Below are 20147 nucleotides of genomic sequence, written 5' to 3'. Positions count from 1 at the left end.
ATTGATTTTTATGTTGAGAGTTATTTTTGACCTGTTAAGCTGGCAGGATCCAGAAGTTTTTTGATTTGATCTTCTGTCAGCAGTTTCTTTTCACGTATAAGCTCTAGGATTCCTTTGTTTGTTGCAAGTGCTTCCTTAGCCAATTCTGTCGTTTTTTCATATCCTAATACTGGATTTAGAGCGGTGACAATACCAACGCTTCTTTCCATATAATGATTTAATATATCTTTGTTTACTGTAATGCCGTCAATGCAATTTTTTCTGAATAATGGAAAAGATTTAAAAAACAATCCCTGCGATTCCATCATGGCAATTGCTTCAATTGGCTCATATGCATTTAACTGCAATAATCCAGATTGAGCCGCAATAGTTACGGTTAAATCATTTCCTATTACTTTAAAGCAAAGCTGGCCCATAAGTTCTGGCATTACGGGATTAACTTTACCTGGCATAATTGAAGATCCAGGCTGAAGCGCAGGCAAATTAATTTCAAAAATACCTGTACGAGGCCCAGAAGCCAGAATAATAAGATCACTGCTGATTTTTGCAACTGCAACAGCCATACTTTTAAGCGTTGACGAATACATTACAAATCCCTGTTGACTTGTAGTTGCCGCTATAAGGTCTTTGCTCATTACAATAGGTTTTCCTGTAATTTTCGCCAAATGAGTCGCTACTTTTTCAGCATAACCTGGTGAGGCTGTAATTCCTGTACCAATTGCTGTTGCGCCCATATTTTGTTCGCATAAAAAGACTTCGACTTTGCGCAACGCATTGATTTCGGCATCAAGCTGATTTCCAAAGGCGTGAAACTCTTGCCCAACTGTCATTGGTACAGCATCCTGCCCTTCTGTGCGTCCCATTTTTAATATATCTTTGAATTCATCTCCTTTTTTGTGAAAGGATTGCGAAAGCAATTCGGCTTCTTTGATAAGTTTATCGTTATGAAGCAATAATGCTACTTTTATCGCTGTTGGGTAAACATCATTTGTAGATTGCCCCATATTTAAATCATCATGAGGTTCAATAAATTGATATTCTCCTTTTTTATGACCGCTCATTTCAAGAGCGATATTAGCCAAAACTTCATTGACGTTCATATTTGCAGATGTTCCTGCGCCACCTTGATACAAATCAACCAAAAACTGATCGTGGTATTTTCCGTCAATAACCGCTTGACAGGCTTTTTCGATCGCTGCGAGTCGGTCTTTTTTTAGTCGGCCAACATCTGCGTTTGCTCTTGCTGCTGCTAATTTTACCATTGCAAAAGCCCTAACATAATCAGGATAAAATTGAGTTGTCATGCCACTTATCTGGAAATTCTCAAGTGCACGGGCCGTTTGAACTCCGTAATAGGCATTATTCGGAATTTGTTTTTCGCCTAAAAGATCTTTTTCTGTTCGTGTCTGCGCTTGTAGAGAGGTAATACATAAACTGCACAGTAGGATGTATTTTATTTTTTTATACATGGTTTCTATTTTTTGTTGGTTTCTTCCTAGAACTATCAGTGATTATTTTTACAAACAATAATTTTTGATTCAGAGTCTTATCTAACTACAATGAAGTACGATAATCTGTTCTTTCATCATAGATTTTGATATTTTTTTACTCCATCATCTCGACCATGTATGAGATTTATGGTCAGAAAGCAAATTAGAAGGACAGGATATCTTATCCTTACCATACTTAAACACTTTTTTTTCATAATAGCTATAGTTTAAAATTGTTTGTTACAAGTAATGAACTAAATTATGGGGCTAAAGTTTGGCGTGTATTTAAAAGAAATTGGCATTTAAATTCAGAAAGCAACGCTGCGTGTAGAAATGTATTGGCGTTTAATTAAATGCAGAAATAAATATTTGGCTTAATACTAATCGTAGTAAAACATTATAGTCATTTTAGAAGGAAAATTGATTTTCTAGAATTTTATGCTAAACGATTATAAATTTACGAAGTAAACTCATATAAAAGTCCAGCTTTTTTGTTTCATTTTATAATTTGCAACATCATAAAAATGGTTGGTTTTTATTGAAAAGCAAGCCTGTAAAGCACTGAAAATACTGACATTTAAAACAATCTCTCCAAAAAACAGCCTTAAACAATCGTTAAAACCGTCATAGGTTTAGATTTTCAAAGCTCAAAAAACGGCTTCAATTTAAAAGACTAAAAAAGTTTTATGTGATTCGATTTTTTATTTCTTTGGAACAGAAAAAAGTGCCAAAAACGAAAAAATCTCATTTCAAATGAAATGAGATTTTACAACTTACTAATTAAATAAACTAAAAAACTTCTACAATTCTTTATTTCTTATCCCAACCATTTCTGATCAAGTAGATTAAAATTTCTTCTTCTAATTCTTTGGATAAATTTTCAGCTTCAAGTTTGTACTGAAAATACTTTTCAAATTTCATCTTGTACTTTTCTGTTTTAAGAGTACTTGCACAGTAATCATCACAGATAGTTTTAAAATTATCATCTAATGAATATAGAATCTTTAAGGATTCTAAATACTCCGAAAACTTTAAATTATATAATTCTTTGGGAACAGACATACTATACAATTTATAAATTAGATAAATTAGGTTTTTTTTGGTCAAACAAAAGAAAATGATAAAAACTAAAATATTTCATAAAAAACTATATTACAACAACATATACATTCTAATATTTCATAAAGTTAAGTCACATTAAAGCTTAAAAGATATAATTTTGATGCAAGTCTGTTTCATATTATAAAATGAAACCTATTGTTTTTGAACAGCTTAAAATGAATCATTTTTATAAAAAGGATTTTTTTATATCTAGATTTTAACAATCATAAGATATTCGCTGATTTTCGATTAAAAAACGAAAACCAATTGTTAAAATTCAATCCTGCTTCTTCCCTTTTTTACATAAAAATAAAGGCCAAAAAATTGCATCAATTTTCTTGACCAGAACTCTTTTTGATTTCTAAAAACTCGTTTTTGATACAAAAAACGCAGTTATAGGCATCAAAACGAACAAATCTTCTTATATATTTGTTTGTCTCAAATTTTTAATAATCAATTTTCTGCTAAAAATGAAAGAATACAAAATAGCTAAAGGATGGGGAATCATTATCTATATATGTGCACCGCTATTAATTGCACTTTTTATTTTCCTGCTGGCAATGCCATTTATACCTGCGACAAAAAATGATATTGCGCCTGATGCCTATTGGTTCATGGCTGTGCTCTCGATTGTAATGATTACAGTATTTACATTTGCACTTTTAGATATTATAAAAGGAAAATTTGTAATTGACCGAAACAGAGTTTATTCTGTCACCACGCTTTCAAATAGAGAATTATTATTTCATGAAATCAAAGGATACAGAACAAATGACAAGTTTATTATAATCGAGCCCAAAAGCAAGAATAAAAAGAATATCAAAATCAGTACTTATTTTGGCAAAACTGATGAAATAGAAGAATGGCTTTTAGAGAATGATTATCCTGATTTAGATAAAATTCAGGAAATCGAAGAGAAAAAAGAGATTCTAAAAAATCAAGAATTTGGATGGAATGAAACTGAAAGAGAACAAAAACTCGTTCAAGCTCGTAAAACTGCAAAAATTATAAACGGAATTGGAGCAATTGCTGGAATCTGGTTATTGTTTTTTCCGAAACCGTATCAATATGCCATTGTTCCTTGTATCGTATTTCCTATTATCTGCCTTTTCATTTTAAGGAATTTTAGAGGTTTAATCAGAATTGGAGAAAAGAAGAATACCGCTTATCCAAATATTTTTATGGGGCTCTTTGCGTCTATTTTGGCATTATGTTTAAGAAGTTTATTAGACTTTCAAATATTGGATTATTCAAATTTGTGGGTGCCAATGATCATAATTGCCATAATTTACATCACCATTTTATTATTCTGCGTTTCAGATATCAAATACGAAAAAGCGTATGATTACTTAAATGCATTTGGTATTGTGCTTCTCGCCTTGAGTTATGCTTATGGCTCTTATACAACCGTAAACTGTGTTTATGACAATTCTAAACCAGAACTATTTAATGCAGTCGTTTTAGAAAAAGGAATTAACTCAGGCAAAAACAAAACCTATTACTTAAATCTGACTCCGTGGGGACCTCGAAAAGAAAGCGAAAGAGTGACTGTTAATCAGAGTTTTTACGAAAATACTCAAGTAAATGACGAAGTGAATGTTTACTTAATGAAAGGAAAATTCGAAATTCCATGGTTTCAAGTAACTGCTAAATAAGATTTCAAATTATTCAAAAAAAAAAGACAGTGTCAAAATTGATACTGTCTTTTTTTTATCTAAAATCGATTTAAGATTTAAATTACCAGCCTTTTACAGCGCCACCTTTAAATTCTTGCTCCGCAGCTTTTTCAACTTCAGGAGATTGAAAAGCTTGTAAAAACTGTTTTACTCTTTCGTCGTTTTTGTTGTCTTCACGGCTCACAACCAAATTCACATAAGGTGATTCTTTATCTTCAACAAATAACGCATCACGAGAAGGAACCAATCCTGCTGCAGAAGCAAATGTATTATTAATAATAGCGATTGAAACATTTGCATCATCTAAAGCACGTGGCAATTGCGGTGCTTCTAATTCTAATATTTTTAAGTTTTTAGGATTACTTATGATATCAGTTACTTTCGGAAGCAAACCAACGCCGTCTTTCAATTTCAACAAGCCATTTTTCTGCAAAAGCAATAAGGAACGCCCCCCGTTTGTTGGGTCATTCGGAATGATAATAGTGCTTTCGTTTTTCAATTCCGAAAGATTTTTTATTTTTTTCGAATATGCTGCAATCGGGTAAACAAATGTTTTTCCGATAATCGCCAATTTATAACCACGCTGTTTCGATTGCTCGTCTAAATAAGGTTTATGCTGAAAAGCATTAGCATCAATATCTCCTTGACTTAAAGCTTCGTTAGGAACAACATAATCATTGAAAGAAACCAATTCAACTTCTAATCCGAATTTTTCTTTTGCTACTTTTTTAGCTGCTTCAGCTACTTTTAATTCTGGTCCAGAAGCAACTCCAACTTTAATAAAATGTGGATCATTGTTTTTGCTTTTCCCACAATTTGATAACACAAGTGCCAAAGCTAAAACCCCAGCAGTTTTTAAAATATTTAATTTCATATGTTTTAATTATTAATTGTTAATTATAAATTATTAATTGATGCTTATCTATGATCAAATCGTTTTGATAATCGGTCTCCCGCAAACTGAATCACGAATACTAAAATGACAAGCAATGCCAAAACCGAATTCATTGTTACGGCATCATAACCAATATATCCGTATTGATAACCCACTTGCCCTAGTCCGCCAGCTCCAACAGCTCCGCCCATTGCAGAATAACCTACAAGTGTAATTAAGGTAATTGAAGCTGCATTTATTAAAGAAGGCAAAGCTTCTGGAAGTAATACTTTATATACAATTTGAAACGGCGTTGCGCCCAGAGCTCTCGCTGCCTCAATTAATCCAGAAGGCAGACTTAAAAGACTGTTTTCTACCAAACGTGCAATAAATGGCGCTGCACCAATACTTAACGGAACCAAAGCGGCACTTACTCCAATTGAAGTTCCCACAATCGCACGCGTAAACGGAATCATCCAAACTATTAAAATAATGAATGGAATAGAACGAAAAATATTTACCAAAACCGATAAACTTCTGTTTAAAACCGGCTGTTCTAGAATTTGATTTTTACGAGTAAGGAACAATAAAATTCCTGTAGGAAGTCCCAATAAAAATCCGAAAAAACCAGAAACAAATGTCATTACAATGGTTTCCCAAGTTCCTTTTAATAATAAATCTATAATTGAATCAGACATAACCTATAATTTCTGTTTTAATGTGTTTTGAATTATAATATTGAATTGCTGCATCATAATTCTCGCGTTTTCCTGAAAGTTCAATCAGCATAACACCAAAATTAACCTCGCCAGCCTGATCCATTTGTGCGCTTACAATTTTAAAATCAGTGTCAAAAAGCCTTGAAACTTCTGAAATAACAGGTTCATTTACTGATTTTCCTGTCATTTCTAATTTCAATAACGGATTAAGATTTCCGTCATCTTCTGATTTTAATTTCTCCCGATAAACTGCCGGAATATCAATATGCAATGAAGAAGAAATAAATTCTCTTGTCAATTCATGTTTTGGATCAGCAAAAATTTCGCCCACACTTCCCTGCTCTATTAATTTTCCGTGGTTAATAACGGCCACTTCATCACAAATTGATTTTACAACTTCCATTTGGTGTGTAATCAGCAAAATGGTAATATTCAAACGTTTATTAATGTCTTTCAATAAGTTCAAAATCGATCTTGTTGTCGCCGGATCAAGTGCACTTGTCGCTTCGTCACACAATAAAACTTTTGGGTTATTTGCCAAAGTTCTTGCAATCGCAACTCTTTGCTTTTGTCCGCCCGAAAGACTTGCTGGATAATCATTTGCTTTTTCTGCCAAACCAACTAATTCTAGCAATTCTAAAACTCTCGTTTTAATTTCACTTTTTGAAGTTCCAGCCAATTCCAACGGAAAAGCAACATTTTCATAAACCGTTCGAGATGAAAGCAGATTAAAATGCTGAAAAATCATTCCGATTTCTCTTCTTTCAATCGCAAGTTCACTGTTTGACAACTGCATCAAAGCTTTTCCGTCAACAATAATTTCTCCCGAAGTTGGGCGTTCCAATAAATTCACACAGCGAATCAGCGTACTTTTTCCTGCTCCAGAAGTTCCAATTACGCCAAAGATTTTTCCCGGCGGAACCGTAAGCGAAACATCTGAAAGTGCCGTGACAATTCTGTCTTTCTGATGAAAAGTTTTGGTTACATTTTTTAATTCAATCATTTCTTATTCCAATTTAAAAACAAAAAAGCCTTTCAGATACTCATGAAAGGCTTTAGAAATAAATACTATTATTTTATACAAAAGCCAGATCAACAAAGTGCATTACAACATCACAGCACATTAAACTGCTGCTATAATAATTCTTCATATTCTGGTCGTTTTTTCTCATTGCGGTTGCAAATTTAAACAGTTAATTTCAATTTTAATGCAAAAATCATTAAAACTTTTATTTCCCTATCAAAATAATAGACTAAATTTTAATCAAATTTAAACCATTCATTCACTTCTCTCGCAATTGTATCTGCAATTTGTGGATTTTCAAATTCGTTTGACGCAGAATTGTATTCGTAATCTTTCTGCCATTTTTTATAATTCATAGCCACTTGCTCGATTGCGTCACAAATAAACAACAGTTCTTCATTCGTCATAATAGGATGAAGTGACAAACGAACCCAGCCCGGTTTATTGGTTTGATTTTTCTCTGATAATTCATTTGTAATCGCTTTTGAGCGCTTTTCGTCAATATTAAAAAGATAATGCGCATATGTACTTGCGCAAGACCAGCCACCACGAACCTGAATTCCGAAACGGTCATTTAAAAGCCTCACGATTAAATTATAATGAATATCTTCAATTACGAAGGAAACACAGCCAATTCTTTTGCTATTCAAATCACCCAAAATTGACAATCCTTGAATTTTTTGAAGTCTGTAAAAACAAAGATCCAAGAGTTCTTTTTCTCTTTTGGCAATCTGCTTCACTCCCATTTTTTCTTTTAATTCCAAAGCCAAAGCCGTTCGAATTACCTGCAAAAAACCTGGAGTTCCACCGTCTTCTCTCACTTCAATTACATCACTATACGAATAATTCCCAAACGGATTGGTCCATTTTACGTTTCCTCCGCCTGGATTATCTGGAAATTCAGCGTTGTAAAGTTTTTCATTAAAAACCAAAACACCGCAAGTTCCTGGCCCACCCAAAAATTTATGAGGCGAAAAGAAAATAGCATCTAACTGCTCTTCTGGATCCTTTGGATGCATATCGATTTTAACGTAAGGCGCCGAAGCAGCAAAATCAACAAAACAAAATCCGCCGTTTTGATGCATGATTTTAGCCAATTCATGATAAGGCGTAATAATTCCGGTTACGTTAGAACAAGCTGTAAATGAGCCTATTTTCAAACTTCTGTCGGCATATTTTTTTATTTCTGAAGAAAGAATTGTCGGATCGACTAAATTGTTTTCATCAGCGGGTAAAATCACAACATCAGCATTAGTTTCATACCACGAAACCTGATTGGAATGATGTTCCATATGCGTAATAAAAACGACTGGTTTGTCATTTTCATTTCCGTAATTTTTTCTCAAACCTATAATACGTTGCAATTTTGACAAAGCAGCCGTCATTCCGGTTCCGGCAGTAACTAAAACATCTGATTCATTTGCGTTAACCGCTTTCTTGATAATTTCCCTTGCATGCTGATAAGCATAAGTTGACGTTTTTCCCGTCTGACTCGAAAGTGAATGCGTATTGGCAATCATTGGACCAATTTTATTGAGCATTATATCTTCAATCGGAACGTATAATCTTCCGCTGGCTACCCAATCTGCATAAAGCAAATTCTGCTCACCATAAACCGATTCAAAACTATGATTTACTCCTATCGTGTTTTCTCTAAATTTAGAGAAGTAACACTCCAACTCTATTGGCGCTGTTGTCTCAATTGCATTCATTTCCTTATCATTTAAAATTAACTAATTGTATTGTTGATGTATTTTTACCAGTGTTTTTTTGTCATAATTGACAAGATTGCGGATAGTTTTGTCATTCCGAGGAACGAGGAATCTCCGCAAGAAACTCCACAATCATAATCGCCAATCTTTGTCGAGTTACTCGCGAAGATTCCTCGTTTCTCGGAATGACAAGATTGTGCGCAATCTCTTAAATCTTTTTCTCTAAAAGTCCTTTAAGCGTTGACTGCAATTCTTCTCCGTGAAGATTTTTCGCCACAATAATTCCGTTAGAATCCACTAAATAATTGGCTGGGATTGCTCTTACACCGTATAATTTAGCAATTGCACTGTTCCAGAAAAGCAAATCTGAAACCTGAATCCAGTCTAATTTATCATCTTGAATTCCTTTTATCCAGCTTTCTTTTTTTCTGTCCAAAGAAATACCTATTATATTAAATCCTTTGTCATGGAATTCTTTGTAAGCTGCTACAATATTTGGGTTTTCTCTGCGGCAAGGTCCGCACCATGACGCCCAAAAATCAACTAAAGTGTATCCTTTCAGGTTTTCTGAAAAACGAACTGGCTTTCCTTCTGGATTATTGGCAGTAAAATCTGGCGCTTTTTTCCCAATTGATAATCCGCTAAGTACAGTCACCAGTTCTTTCAATTCTTTCACATAGGTAGTAGTTTGCAAACTTTTATCTAGTAAAGCAATATTTTGTGTGATTTGCTCCGGCGTCAGTCTGTACGACCAGTTTCGGTATAAAACATAAGCAGAAACAATCGACTTTGGATGTTCTGTAATGAATTTACTGATTTCTGGGTCTTTCTCTTTTTTATACGCTTCAAACAAATCTTGTGAAACTGAACCTGTTACCGTTGAAGCGTTGTAATATTTCTTCGGACTTAATTTTACTGTAATTGGTTCTTTTTCAAGAAAAATATATAACGGAGAACTTCCCGAATTTACCGTTAAACCATATAATTCTGGCGTTTGTACTTTAGTTTTAAAACTAAAATTTCCGTCTTTTACTTTTACCGAATCAATCGTAGTAAACATTTTGTTGTGAAACTTTTGCAAATAAACATACTGAACTACTGTATCAGCAACAGTTCCTTTTAACTGTATATTATTTTCCTGCGCCTGCACTTGCGTTAACCCGCACAATAAGGCAAAACTGAGTAACATTTTTTTCATCTTTTTTTGATTTTTAGTGATTAGTAAGCTTATTATTTTCATGTTGATTTAAATTTAAATTGGACAAAAGAATTCCAGGGCCAATGAAGACCATAGCAAATACTGTAAATAAAGAAAATGTGAAAAAAACTATTGTCTTCGCATTCGGAAAACTTCAAGATTATTTTTTTGAAAGAATAAATTCAAACGATCAGATTGGGCTTGTAATAAAACTGACTTAGTTTTCATTTTAAATAAATTGACTTTAATATTGATGATCTTATTCAGATTTTCAGGAAATCTTTCTTATCTGTCCCGCAAGGCAGGAAGGATTTAGCACCTTATTTAGAAACAGGTTGCTAAGACTTCATTGGGCCTATTCCCTCAGTCTTTCTGGATAAGTATCATTACAGAAATTTTCTGTGATACAAATACATATTAATTCTACCGAATTAATCAAGTTTAAGTTTGTTTTTTTTCAAATTAATTTTGATTCGTTTATAAATTGGTTTTAACAAACTTAAAAACAGAGATTTATAAAAGTTTAAAAATTTGATTTTATTGCCGAAATTGATGTGTTTAATCCATAAATTGGTTCAAAAATGAACTTTTTATGCATAAAAAAACTCATTCCGGTTTTGAAACGAGCTTTAATTCTTTTTCTATTCTTTGTCTTATACCGCCCCGATGGGGCTAAATTGCGCTTTCACTAATTATTTCTATAAATATAATACTCCTCCAGAGTTTACTTTACAGCCCTGTAAGGGCGCAATATTTATAGCTGATAATTAAGTTAAAACCTAAAGCTTCAGAGAAGCGAAATACTCAACTTAATTCAGAATTTAGGATTACAATTTCAATCCATCAAAATAAGCCGCAGTTTCTTCAATTAATGAATTCATCAGTATTCCTGCTTTTCTATGTTTTAAAATAGGCGAAATCTGTCCGCCCCAAAACAATATCATATCCCATTTCTGTTGATCAAGTGCTGCTTTTCGCAAAGGCGACATAAAAGTAGTTTGTAATGGAAATGGTAATACATCTGCTTCTTTGCCCATAATTTCTTTTGCAATTCTGCTGGTTATGCCGCGTCCTAACCTTCCGGTGTAAGCACGAGATAATGTTGTGTATTTTGAAGCATCTGAAAAAAGCATTTCTCTGTGAATTGGCATTGCGTTTGATTCTTCGGTAGCTAAAAATGCCGTTCCTACTTGAGCTGCGCTTGCTCCTAAAGCTAATGCTGCCGCAATCCCTTTTCCGTTGGCAATCCCTCCTGCTGCAATTACGGGAACTTTTACTTTTTCTCTGATTAACTGCAATAAAACAAAAGTTCCAGTTATTGATGATTCGGCTGAAGCCAAAAAAGAAGGTCGGTGTCCACCAGCTTCAAAACCTGAGGCAATTATCATATCCACTCCGGCATTTTCTAAAAACAGAGCTTCATCTAAAGTCGTAGCTGCGCCAACCGTTACAATTTTTAATCTTCGGAACTGCTCCAAAACATCTTGAGACGGAACGCCAAACATAAAACTGAAAACTTTTGGGCGAATATCCAAAACAACTTCCAGCTGATTCTCAAATCGGGATTGAAAAGATGCTGGTTTTTCAGGCAACAGAATTCCGGCGTCGTCAAAATAAGGTTTAAACAGTTCTTTTGCCTTATTGTATTGTTCGTCTGTAATACCTTCTGGATTCATATCTGAATCGGATACCCAAAGATTTAGATTATAAGGTTTATCCGTTAAAGCTTTTATTTGCTTGTCTGCTTCAAAAATTTCCTGAGGACTCAATGTATAAGCACCGTATCCGCCCAATCCACCTGCATTTGAAACCGCCGCAACAAGTTCAGGCGATGAAAGATTACCGCCAAAAGGCCCTTGCAAAATTGGATATTGAATTCCTAATAACTCTGAAGCTTTTGTATTGTACCACATCACTTTAAAATTTAAAATTATTCGCTTACATTAGTCAGCATTTTATTGACGATTAGCCATTTTCCATCAATCTTATGGAAAGATAAAAAATCCCGATAATTAAAATCGTACATTTTCACATTAAGCTCTGCAATCGCAATTGAATTTACGATTTTTATGCTCAGGATTTCACCTTTAAAAGGTTTTCCTGAATCTTTAGGACTTTGTCTATTTTTTACACCATCTAAATAAAGATCTACGGTTTTAAAGTAAGGTTGTCCGTTAACATCCCCAAATACAAAGCTTCCGGGATAAAAAACGCTTCCCAAAAGCATTACGTCGCCTTCATAAATTCCTTTAAAATAATAGTTTTCAACTGCATTTGTAATAGCTGTAATTTCTGCTTGATTTTCCATTTTAATTGCATTTTGTGCTTTTATGCCCTGGAATGACCAGAACATAAAAGCAGTTAATAAAATAGTTTTCATTTTAATTTAAATTATGTCCAGCTGCTTTACCTCCGTCAACATTGATAATTGATCCGGTTATAAAATTGCTTTTAGCAACAGTATAAACCATTTCAGCAACATCATCAATCTCTCCTACTCTGTTTAACAAATGCAAGCCAGCGCTTTGATCGGCTTTATCACCGTGCATTGGAGTTCTGATAACACCTGGCGCAACAGTATTGAAACGAATGTTTTGTTTTCCAAATTCTGCCGCTAACTGAACTGTAATAGCGTGAATAGCTCCTTTACTTGCAATTGGTGCCGAAGCTGGCCATCCACCTAATCCGTGGTTTACTAATGGTGTTCCGATGTTAATTACGACACCATCTTTTTGTTTCAGCATTTGAGGAACTACGGCTTGTGTAGTGAAATATGTTCCTTTTAAATTGGTAGTCAGAAACTTATCTAAATACGCTTCATCAACTTCTAAGAAAGGTTTACTGTCAAATATTCCGGCATTATTTACCAGTACATCGGCAGAACCGAATTTTTCAACGGCGATTTTTACCAATTGTTCGCCCGTTTTTTTATCGCTTACATCTCCGGCGAACATCGCCAGATTATCTCCAGCTCCAAATTCATCATATGCTTTTTTCAAAGAACTTTCTGTAAATGAATTGATAACAACATTATCTCCTCTGTCCAAAAAGTATTTAGCAATTCCTTTTCCAATACCTGAAGCTGCTCCGGTAACGATTATTGTTTGTTTTTTCATGATATTTATTTTTTATCGGCTGTAATGCCTTTTTCTCTTAATACAGATACTTGTTCTCCTGCGTACCCCCAATCATCAAGTTCTACTTCCTGAATTACAATCTGGGTCAAATGCGGATCTTTGTTTAATACTTCTGTAATTAAATTAGTGATACCGCTTATTAATTGCTGTTTTTGCTCACGTGTTACGCCTTCGCGAGTCAATTCTAATTTTACGTAAGGCATGGCTTTAGTCCCGAAGGCTCGGGATAGATTGTTCTGAAAAAATAGCTTCGGCAGTGACATTAAAATCCAATTCGAAGTCGTTGTAAATCAAAGTATCTCCCAAATCTTTGAAGAAATTTCCTGAGCGGAATTTAATATCATATTTGGTACGGTCAATAATCATTTTCCCTTTAAGAGCGATTACATTTCGGTTGTTTTCTAACTTTGCTTCAAAACCTGCAACATGTGTAATATCTTTAATGGTAAGGTTTCCTTCAAGATGAAAAACATTATCTGATACTTCTTTCACTGAAAGAACATCAAAAGTTGAAGTAGGAAATTTTTCGATTGAGAAAAAATCATCTGAGGCAAGATGGCCTGCGAATTGTGTATTTGTTGCTGGATCTGTTACGTCCAGAATTTTTATAGAAGCTGTATCAATTACAACTTTCCCTCCTTTTACTTTTCCATCCTGCACGATGAAATTACCTTCTTTGATACCAATTGTACCGTTATGTGCGCCGGTTACTTTTCTTCCAGTCCATTCTACGTTGCTATTTGAGCTTACGATTTTAAAATTTGTTGTTTCCATTGTGATTGTTTTTTAAGTGTATTTAAAACTACAGTACAAAGGAACGGCGACTATGGAAATGGGTTACGTGACCTATATCACATTCTTATTTTTTGAGGTTCTAAGATGCTAAGATTCTAAGGTGCTAAGTTTTTTTTTTTACAGAATTCTTATTTTGGTCTCTCGCAGATTTTGCAGATTATGCAGATAAAAAAGATTGAAAAATAATCAGCTCAATCTGCAAAATCTGCGAGAGCCAATATATTTCCTGTTTTGCGAGATTAATTAGTAGCTACATAATCGTCATAATCTGCATGAAACAAACTATTTTAATCCGTTTCATCCGTAAAATCTGTGGCCCATAAAACCTACGAATTATAAAGCCTGCTCAGCGTTTCTCTTGAAACACCCAAATAAGCGGCAATCAAATGTTTTGGAACAAGATTATACAATTGCGGATACAAAGCCAAAAGCTCTTCATAACGTATTTTCACATTGTTATTCATAAAAGATAAAAGCCTTTTTTGAGAAGCGATGTAACCTTTATTCGTTCTCCAGCGGAAAAAATGCTCTACTTGATGAAATTCGGCACAAAGTTTCTCGCGGTCTTCGTTTGAAAGGCAAAGCACTTCGGCATCGGTGATACAGTCAACATTTATGGTTGCTTCCGTTTGATTGTATAAAGCGGAATAATCAGACGCCCACCAAGTTGGCATAGCGAACTGCAATATGTACATTTTGATTTCATCATTGATAAAAAAAGCTTTCAAACAGCCTGAAATCACAAAATATTCGCAGTTTACTTTATCGCCGGCGCTGATAATAGTTTGGCCTTTTTTGAAAGATAAAGGCTTGAAATGAGAATAGAAATAATCGAATTCCTCTTCTGTCAATACAGCAGTTTTGGCTATATGTAGTTGCAAAATGGCTTTAGCTTCCATTATATAATTTCAGTTTTAAAAGTCTTTTGTAAAGTTATGAAATCAGATGAACTTTCGGATTGTCTATTTCATGATTCAATTTGTCCGTTTCACCCAAAAAACGATATGTTTTCTGTTGGATCTAACGCAATTTTGTCCTGTTTAACAACTTAAAAATTAAAATCATGAACACAAAAACAACAAAAATCATTTACTGGACAGGAATCATTTTAACATCTTTATGGTTTGGTGCCAGCGGATTTTTCGAACTTACAACAAACAAATTAGTTTGGGAAATCACACAACAATTGGGCTATCCAGCACATTTTATTTATATTCTTGGTGTATTTAAAGTCGCTGGAGTAATCACATTATTGATTCCGAATAAATTATTACGATTGAAAGAATGGGTCTTTGCTGGAGTTTTCTTTGATATCATTTTTGCTTTCTTTTCAAAATTAGTTGTATTAGGTTTTCCTGCCACCATCGACGCTATTATTGCTTTTGCAATGGTCAGTGTAACGTATGCGATGTTTAGAGAATTATATTCCGCTAATTACAGCCGAAATGCAATTGTAAGCTAATTTCAAAGCTTTATAAGTATCAAAAAATATAAAAAGCGTCTAGGTAATATACAGACGCTTTTTGTTTTGTTAGCCATTTTAAAACATTTCTTATCTTTGCACTTTCAAATAAACTACTTCCATAAATGTGAATAAATAATTTCTTTCAGATATAGAGACAGCGAGCCAAACTTTGGTATTGCTGATTTATTAATGCTTAAGAAAGAGATTATGATCATTCTGCAAAACATTTCATATACACATTCTAATAAAGAATTGCTGTTTAGCGCCATCAGCTTAACGGTAAACACGGGCAATAAAATTGCCCTAACAGGCCATAATGGTGCTGGAAAATCAACTTTGCTTAAAATTATAGCAAAAGAATTATTTCCGTCAAGCGGAACCATCGAAATTGAGACCGATCCGTATTATATTCCGCAAATCTTCGGACAATACAATCATTTGAGTATTGCTGAAGCTTTACAAATTGATCAAAAACTTACCGCTTTTCATGAAATTCTCGGCGGAAATGTAAGCGAAACCAATTTAAATCTGCTCAACGACGATTGGACAATTGAAGATCGTTGCAGCGAAGCTTTAAACTACTGGAAATTAAATGATTTAGATTTAAATCAGAAAATGGATTTTTTAAGCGGAGGCCAGAAAACAAAGGTATTTCTTGCCGGAATTGCCATTCATCAGCCAAAACTTATATTGCTCGACGAACCGAGCAATCATCTTGATGTTGAAGGACGGAATTTATTGTACCAATTCATAAAAGCTTCGACAAGTACAATGTTGATTGTAAGTCACGATCGCAAACTGCTGAATTTACTCGATACAACCTGCGAACTAAAGTCAAACGGAGTCAAAACCTACGGCGGTAATTATGATTTTTATTTGGAGCAGAAGAATATCGAAAAGAACGCTTTGGCCCTAGATATTCATTCCAAAGAAAAAGCACTTCAGAAAGCTAAAGAAAAACAGCGAGAAACAATCGAAAGACAGCAAAAACTGGATGCAAAAGGCAAAAAGAAACAAGAAAAAGCAGGAGTTGCCCGCATAATGATGAATACTTTAAAGAATAAAGCCGAAAACAGTTCATCAAAAACCAAAAGCGTTCATGCTGAAAAAATTGACGGAATCTCTCAGGAATTGCGTGATTTGCGCGAAGGAGTTTCAAGTTTGGATAAAATGAAGTTTGGCCTTGACAATTCGAGCCTGCATAAAGGAAAAATAATCGCAACTGCTGAATCGCTGAATTACAGCTATAATGATGAAGCAATTTGGAAAACCAATTTGAATTTTGAAATACTTTCTGGCGAAAGAATCGCCTTAAAAGGAAATAATGGCTCAGGAAAAACAACGCTGATCAAATTGATTTTAGGCGAAATACAACCAAAATCAGGAACTCTGAAAATCGCAGATTGCGAAAGCGTTTACATTGATCAGGATTATTCGCTCATCAATAATGCGCTGACCGTTTATGAACAGGCGCAGCAAAATAATACTTCGGGTTTTGAAGAACATGATGTAAAAATGAGATTGAATCGTTTTCTTTTCGGCAAATCCGATTGGGATAAACCTTGTCAGTTTTTAAGCGGAGGAGAACGAATGCGCTTAATGCTTTGCGGTTTGACAATTGCAAATCAGGCTCCCGATTTAATCATTTTAGATGAGCCGACAAACAATCTCGATTTGCAAAATATCGAAATTCTAACACATGCTTTAAATGAATATCAAGGCACACTGATTGTGGTTTCACACGATGAAATATTCTTAAAAGAAATAAACATAAACAACTCAATTTATTTATTTTAGAAGTATTTATATCAACAAAAACTTAAAATGTATTTTATAAATATTTCATACTGAAAGATAGATAATCTAACCGCAAAGTACGCAAAGGTTTACGCCAAGTCCGCAAAATTTTTTACACATAGATTTGCGTGCTTTGCGGTTATACTAAGTCCTGAATGTAAAAATCTTAGCGTGCTTTGCGGTTAAACTATTTACATTTCACAATTATCAACGGTTTTCCAGCCAGCTTAAAAAAGCTGTGGCTTTCTCTTTTCCGACCAATAATTTTTCTTCTGTTGGGATTGTCAACTTGATAAGTAGCTTACGTGAAAAATAATGTTCGGCTTCTCGTATTGCCGAAAAATTCACCAGATATTGCCTGTTCATTCTAAAAAACTGAATTGGCGATAACAACTTGTGAACCTCATCAAGCGACTGCGTAATTTGGTATTCATTTTTATCAAACGTCATAATTGTAGGCGTTTCATTTTTGATGAAGAAAAACGCAATATTCTCGGTTTGAATGGTTTGATATTTATTGTTTTTAAAAACTAAAAAACTGCTTTTACCTGTATTTTCGCCAGTTCTCGTCAAGAGATAATCAAAATCCGGCATCATTTTTTTATTTCTTTGGAAGAAATTCTTCAGTTCGCCTGCTTTTTTGATCGCCTGAGAAATACTATCTCTTGAAAACGGCTTTAAAACATAATCGATTCCGTTTGACTTAAAAGCCTCAATCGCATAATCATCAAACGCAGTACAAAATATCACCGGAGACAGCACTTCAACATTTTTAAAAATCTCAAAACAAAGCCCATCTGCCAACTGAATATCCATAAAAATAAGATCCGGCTGATCGTTTTCCATCAGATAACTCACAGCGCCGTCGATACTCTGAATGTATGATAAAATCTGAGCGTCAGGCCTGATGCTCAAAATAAGCTGACCAAGTGCTTTGGCCGTTTTTACTTCATCTTCAATTATTACGATATTCATAAATAAGCGGTATTTTGACTTTAAAAATAGTGTCGTTTTTATCAATTTCGATTTCCTTATGAACCAAATGCATGAAACGCTGATTGATATTATCCAGACCAACGCCCGTCGACAAAACGCCTCGTTTCAGCTGAATTGGATTCTCAATAACCAAAAAATCATCTTCGGTATATAATTTAATTCGCAAAGGTTTATCCAAAGAAACCACATTATGCTTGATGCAATTTTCAATCAAAAGTTGCAATGAAAACGGTGGAATAGCACAATCATATTGTTTTGAATCAATTTCATTCAGCACTTCAAATCCGTCTTCAAAACGGGCTTTCAACAAATAAACATACGAATCCAGAATCTGAATCTCCTCTTTTAAAGGTATCAAGTCAAGCTTTCGGCTCTCTAGCGTAAATCGGTAAAAGTCAGATAATTTCAAAATAAAATCAGAGCTCTGCGGATCTTGAATATCGACCATTGATTTTAGCGTATTCAAACTATTAAATAAAAAATGTGGATTAACCTGTTGTTTCAAAAGTTCGTATTGCGCGCCTAAATTTAAGGCTTTGCTTCGCTCGAGTTCTACCCCTATTTGTTGCGTTTGATAGTTTTGAAAAAGCAGATGCAAAAACATGTATACAATCAAATTAATCAAAACGCCACGCAATTCAAACATAATAGGCGCATCCATTTTGGAAACCTGAAAAAGTTCCTGATGCGCCACTACCAGAATCACCATCAGCAAAATTCCCAGCACCACACTCAGCAATAACTTCCAGTTAAACAGACTTTTAGCCATGTGACGGACTGAAAATTTAGGCAGACTATAAATATTGTAATACCAGATAAAAAGAGAAAACAGAAGTGTAATCGAAGAGTTGATTACAAGATCTCCAGGCGTTGAAGCCATGTCAAATAATTTTGGTATCGAAGCCAGAATTGCAAGTGCTACAGAACTCCCCCAAATAACGCGGCGGGAAACCTGAAAGCGTTTTACTTTTTCCATAGTTTTTTTTTGTTTCGAGTTTTATCCCGACAACTATCGGGTCAGGTTTCAAGTTCGATATACTTTGTCAAAGATAGTGATAAAATAACGGGATTTTTATGATAAGAAAGTCAGATTTAAGATTTAAACTCCGTTGCATTTTTACAAACAACAACATTAATATTTTACTTTATATAATAATTTTAAAAATACTGGTTTCCAATAAATTAACAACAAACAAAATACATGTACTGACATTTAGTCAGAGTTCTAAATTGACTATTTTTAGCTTTAATTATCGACTAAAGAGCAGCTTTTCCACGAAGTGAAAAACTCCAATTCTTAAATTAAAAACGTACTGCCTATTTGAGTCAAAAACCATTTTGCTTCTCCTCTATTTTACAATAAATTTTGTGCAAAAATTGCTCGATTGGCTGTCAAAATAATTCCCGTATTCATGTTTTGAACAAACCCAATTACTTCAAAATCTTTTGTATTAAAATCTTTTGGCAAAGCCAAAGAAACACTTCCTTTTGAATTTCCTGCGAAAGCAAAACTATTCAGACTTCGAACAATTTGAAAATGCGATAAAATACGATTGGCATTCTCGCCCCTTTTTACATTGCTTTTCGCTAATTTTTGAACAACGGCAATAAATAAACGATTGTCTTTTGAAACTTTACTCAAACTATAATTCACATTCAGTTTATTCTCATGCGCATTGGCCTCTAAAGCAATTTCAGTAATTGCGGGTTTTGAAAGCGCCGAATGTATTCCATTTTGAACAGCCGTTTCCTGTGAACCGATATAATCTATTTTCCCGTTGATAATCAACTGTGGCGTATAAATGGGTTCTTTTTCCATGAATTTTGCATAATCGTACTGTCTTTTGGTGTTGGAAGCACTGCTAAAAATATCTTTCCAACCTTGTTTATCCCAATAATCAACATGATAGGACAAAACATATACGTTGCTGTCTTTATATTGTTTTTGGATTTTCCCCATCAATTCATCTGCTGGAGGACAACTCGAACAGCCTTCGGAAGTATATAATTCTAATAAGGCAAAACCTTTTTTATCTTTATTATTTTGGCTGAAAATGGTGTTTCCAATTAACAGAAACAGCATTGTAAAAGCGCTTATTATTTTTATCTTTTTCATGATTTCTATTTTATTTCCTGCAAGGTTTTTAAAACCTTGTAGGTATA

The 20147-nt window shown here is 34.1% G+C and carries 20 protein-coding genes and 1 riboswitch; of the genes, 4 read left to right on the top strand and 16 right to left on the bottom strand.

Annotated features, from left to right (window positions below):
- Positions 1 to 20 precede the first annotated feature (20 nt).
- Both RB619_RS04185 and RB619_RS04180 read right to left on the bottom strand, forming a co-directional pair.
- Positions 21 to 1469 (bottom strand): aspartate ammonia-lyase, encoded by a 1449-nt coding sequence (locus RB619_RS04185; RefSeq protein ID WP_308094560.1) that lies wholly within the window; start codon positions 1467 to 1469, stop codon positions 21 to 23.
- Positions 1470 to 2300: 831 nt separating this feature from the next.
- Complete coding sequence (locus RB619_RS04180; RefSeq protein WP_308094558.1) at positions 2301 to 2552, bottom strand: hypothetical protein; 252 nt, start codon at positions 2550 to 2552, stop codon at positions 2301 to 2303.
- A 509-nt stretch (positions 2553 to 3061) separates the two neighbouring features.
- Between RB619_RS04180 and RB619_RS04175 the strand changes: the two genes are divergently transcribed.
- Complete coding sequence (locus RB619_RS04175) at positions 3062 to 4246, top strand: hypothetical protein (RefSeq protein WP_308094556.1); 1185 nt, start codon at positions 3062 to 3064, stop codon at positions 4244 to 4246.
- An 82-nt stretch (positions 4247 to 4328) separates the two neighbouring features.
- Here the strand turns inward: RB619_RS04175 and metQ are convergent, their stop codons facing one another.
- The 5 genes from metQ to RB619_RS04150 all read right to left on the bottom strand — a co-directional run bounded on the left by metQ (position 4329) and on the right by RB619_RS04150 (position 9794).
- A complete protein-coding gene (gene metQ / locus RB619_RS04170) occupies positions 4329 to 5141 on the bottom strand; it encodes a methionine ABC transporter substrate-binding lipoprotein MetQ (RefSeq protein WP_308094554.1) in 813 nt (270 codons plus the stop codon).
- A gap of 44 nt (positions 5142 to 5185) precedes the next feature.
- Complete coding sequence (locus RB619_RS04165; RefSeq protein WP_308094552.1) at positions 5186 to 5839, bottom strand: methionine ABC transporter permease MetI; 654 nt, start codon at positions 5837 to 5839, stop codon at positions 5186 to 5188.
- A complete protein-coding gene (gene metN, locus RB619_RS04160; RefSeq protein WP_308094550.1) occupies positions 5832 to 6863 on the bottom strand; it encodes a methionine ABC transporter ATP-binding protein MetN in 1032 nt (343 codons plus the stop codon). The genes RB619_RS04165 and metN overlap by 8 nt, the downstream gene beginning before the upstream one ends.
- Before the next feature lie 257 nt (positions 6864 to 7120).
- Entirely contained in the window at positions 7121 to 8596 is a 1476-nt protein-coding gene (locus tag RB619_RS04155; protein ID WP_308094548.1) for an aminotransferase class V-fold PLP-dependent enzyme, read from the bottom strand.
- 208 nt (positions 8597 to 8804) lie between these two features.
- On the bottom strand, positions 8805 to 9794 hold the full coding sequence (locus RB619_RS04150) for a TlpA disulfide reductase family protein (protein ID WP_308094546.1): 990 nt from the start codon (positions 9792 to 9794) through the stop codon (positions 8805 to 8807).
- 83 nt (positions 9795 to 9877) lie between these two features.
- Here RB619_RS04150 and RB619_RS04145 point away from each other — a divergent pair, with 83 nt between their 5' ends.
- A complete protein-coding gene (locus tag RB619_RS04145; protein ID WP_308094544.1) occupies positions 9878 to 10015 on the top strand; it encodes a hypothetical protein in 138 nt (45 codons plus the stop codon).
- A 61-nt stretch (positions 10016 to 10076) separates the two neighbouring features.
- Positions 10077 to 10177, bottom strand: a riboswitch (SAM riboswitch).
- Positions 10178 to 10621: 444 nt separating this feature from the next.
- Here the strand turns inward: RB619_RS04145 and RB619_RS04140 are convergent.
- The 6 genes from RB619_RS04140 to RB619_RS04115 all read right to left on the bottom strand — a co-directional run bounded on the left by RB619_RS04140 (position 10622) and on the right by RB619_RS04115 (position 14625).
- The gene (locus tag RB619_RS04140; protein WP_308094542.1) at positions 10622 to 11707 is read right to left on the bottom strand and encodes a nitronate monooxygenase; all 1086 of its coding nucleotides are present in this window, start codon (positions 11705 to 11707) and stop codon (positions 10622 to 10624) included.
- Between the two features lie 17 nt (positions 11708 to 11724).
- Positions 11725 to 12174 carry a nuclear transport factor 2 family protein gene (locus tag RB619_RS04135; protein WP_308094540.1) on the bottom strand — a complete coding sequence of 150 codons (450 nt, stop codon included), beginning with the start codon at positions 12172 to 12174 and terminating at the stop codon, positions 11725 to 11727.
- 1 nt (position 12175) lies between these two features.
- Entirely contained in the window at positions 12176 to 12910 is a 735-nt protein-coding gene (locus RB619_RS04130; RefSeq protein ID WP_308094538.1) for an SDR family oxidoreductase, read from the bottom strand.
- A gap of 5 nt (positions 12911 to 12915) precedes the next feature.
- Positions 12916 to 13134 carry a 4-oxalocrotonate tautomerase family protein gene (locus RB619_RS04125; RefSeq protein ID WP_308094536.1) on the bottom strand — a complete coding sequence of 73 codons (219 nt, stop codon included), beginning with the start codon at positions 13132 to 13134 and terminating at the stop codon, positions 12916 to 12918.
- Between the two features lie 4 nt (positions 13135 to 13138).
- Entirely contained in the window at positions 13139 to 13705 is a 567-nt protein-coding gene (locus RB619_RS04120; protein WP_308094534.1) for a YceI family protein, read from the bottom strand.
- Between the two features lie 347 nt (positions 13706 to 14052).
- Complete coding sequence (locus tag RB619_RS04115; RefSeq protein WP_308094532.1) at positions 14053 to 14625, bottom strand: Crp/Fnr family transcriptional regulator; 573 nt, start codon at positions 14623 to 14625, stop codon at positions 14053 to 14055.
- 164 nt (positions 14626 to 14789) lie between these two features.
- Between RB619_RS04115 and RB619_RS04110 the strand changes: the two genes are divergently transcribed.
- Together RB619_RS04110 and RB619_RS04105 are read left to right on the top strand one after the other, a co-directional pair.
- A complete protein-coding gene (locus RB619_RS04110) occupies positions 14790 to 15188 on the top strand; it encodes a DoxX family protein (protein ID WP_308094530.1) in 399 nt (132 codons plus the stop codon).
- Between the two features lie 210 nt (positions 15189 to 15398).
- Positions 15399 to 16988, top strand: coding sequence for an ABC-F family ATP-binding cassette domain-containing protein (locus RB619_RS04105; protein WP_308094528.1), 1590 nt, complete (start codon positions 15399 to 15401; stop codon positions 16986 to 16988).
- Positions 16989 to 17195: 207 nt separating this feature from the next.
- On the opposite strand, the gene RB619_RS04100 is transcribed toward RB619_RS04105, so the two are convergent.
- The 3 genes from RB619_RS04100 to RB619_RS04090 all read right to left on the bottom strand — a co-directional run bounded on the left by RB619_RS04100 (position 17196) and on the right by RB619_RS04090 (position 20100).
- Complete coding sequence (locus RB619_RS04100) at positions 17196 to 17963, bottom strand: LytTR family DNA-binding domain-containing protein (protein WP_308094526.1); 768 nt, start codon at positions 17961 to 17963, stop codon at positions 17196 to 17198.
- Entirely contained in the window at positions 17944 to 18960 is a 1017-nt protein-coding gene (locus RB619_RS04095; RefSeq protein WP_308094524.1) for a histidine kinase, read from the bottom strand. The genes RB619_RS04100 and RB619_RS04095 overlap by 20 nt, the downstream gene beginning before the upstream one ends.
- A 378-nt stretch (positions 18961 to 19338) precedes the next feature.
- A complete protein-coding gene (locus tag RB619_RS04090) occupies positions 19339 to 20100 on the bottom strand; it encodes a DUF1223 domain-containing protein (protein ID WP_308094523.1) in 762 nt (253 codons plus the stop codon).
- Positions 20101 to 20147: the final 47 nt, after the last annotated feature.

Origin of the sequence: Flavobacterium sp. LHD-80, assembly GCF_030929605.1 — a bacterium.
Classification (GTDB): domain Bacteria; phylum Bacteroidota; class Bacteroidia; order Flavobacteriales; family Flavobacteriaceae; genus Flavobacterium.
The sequence above is the reverse complement of the archived record's forward strand: the minus strand, read 5'-3'. Positions and strand labels throughout refer to the sequence as shown.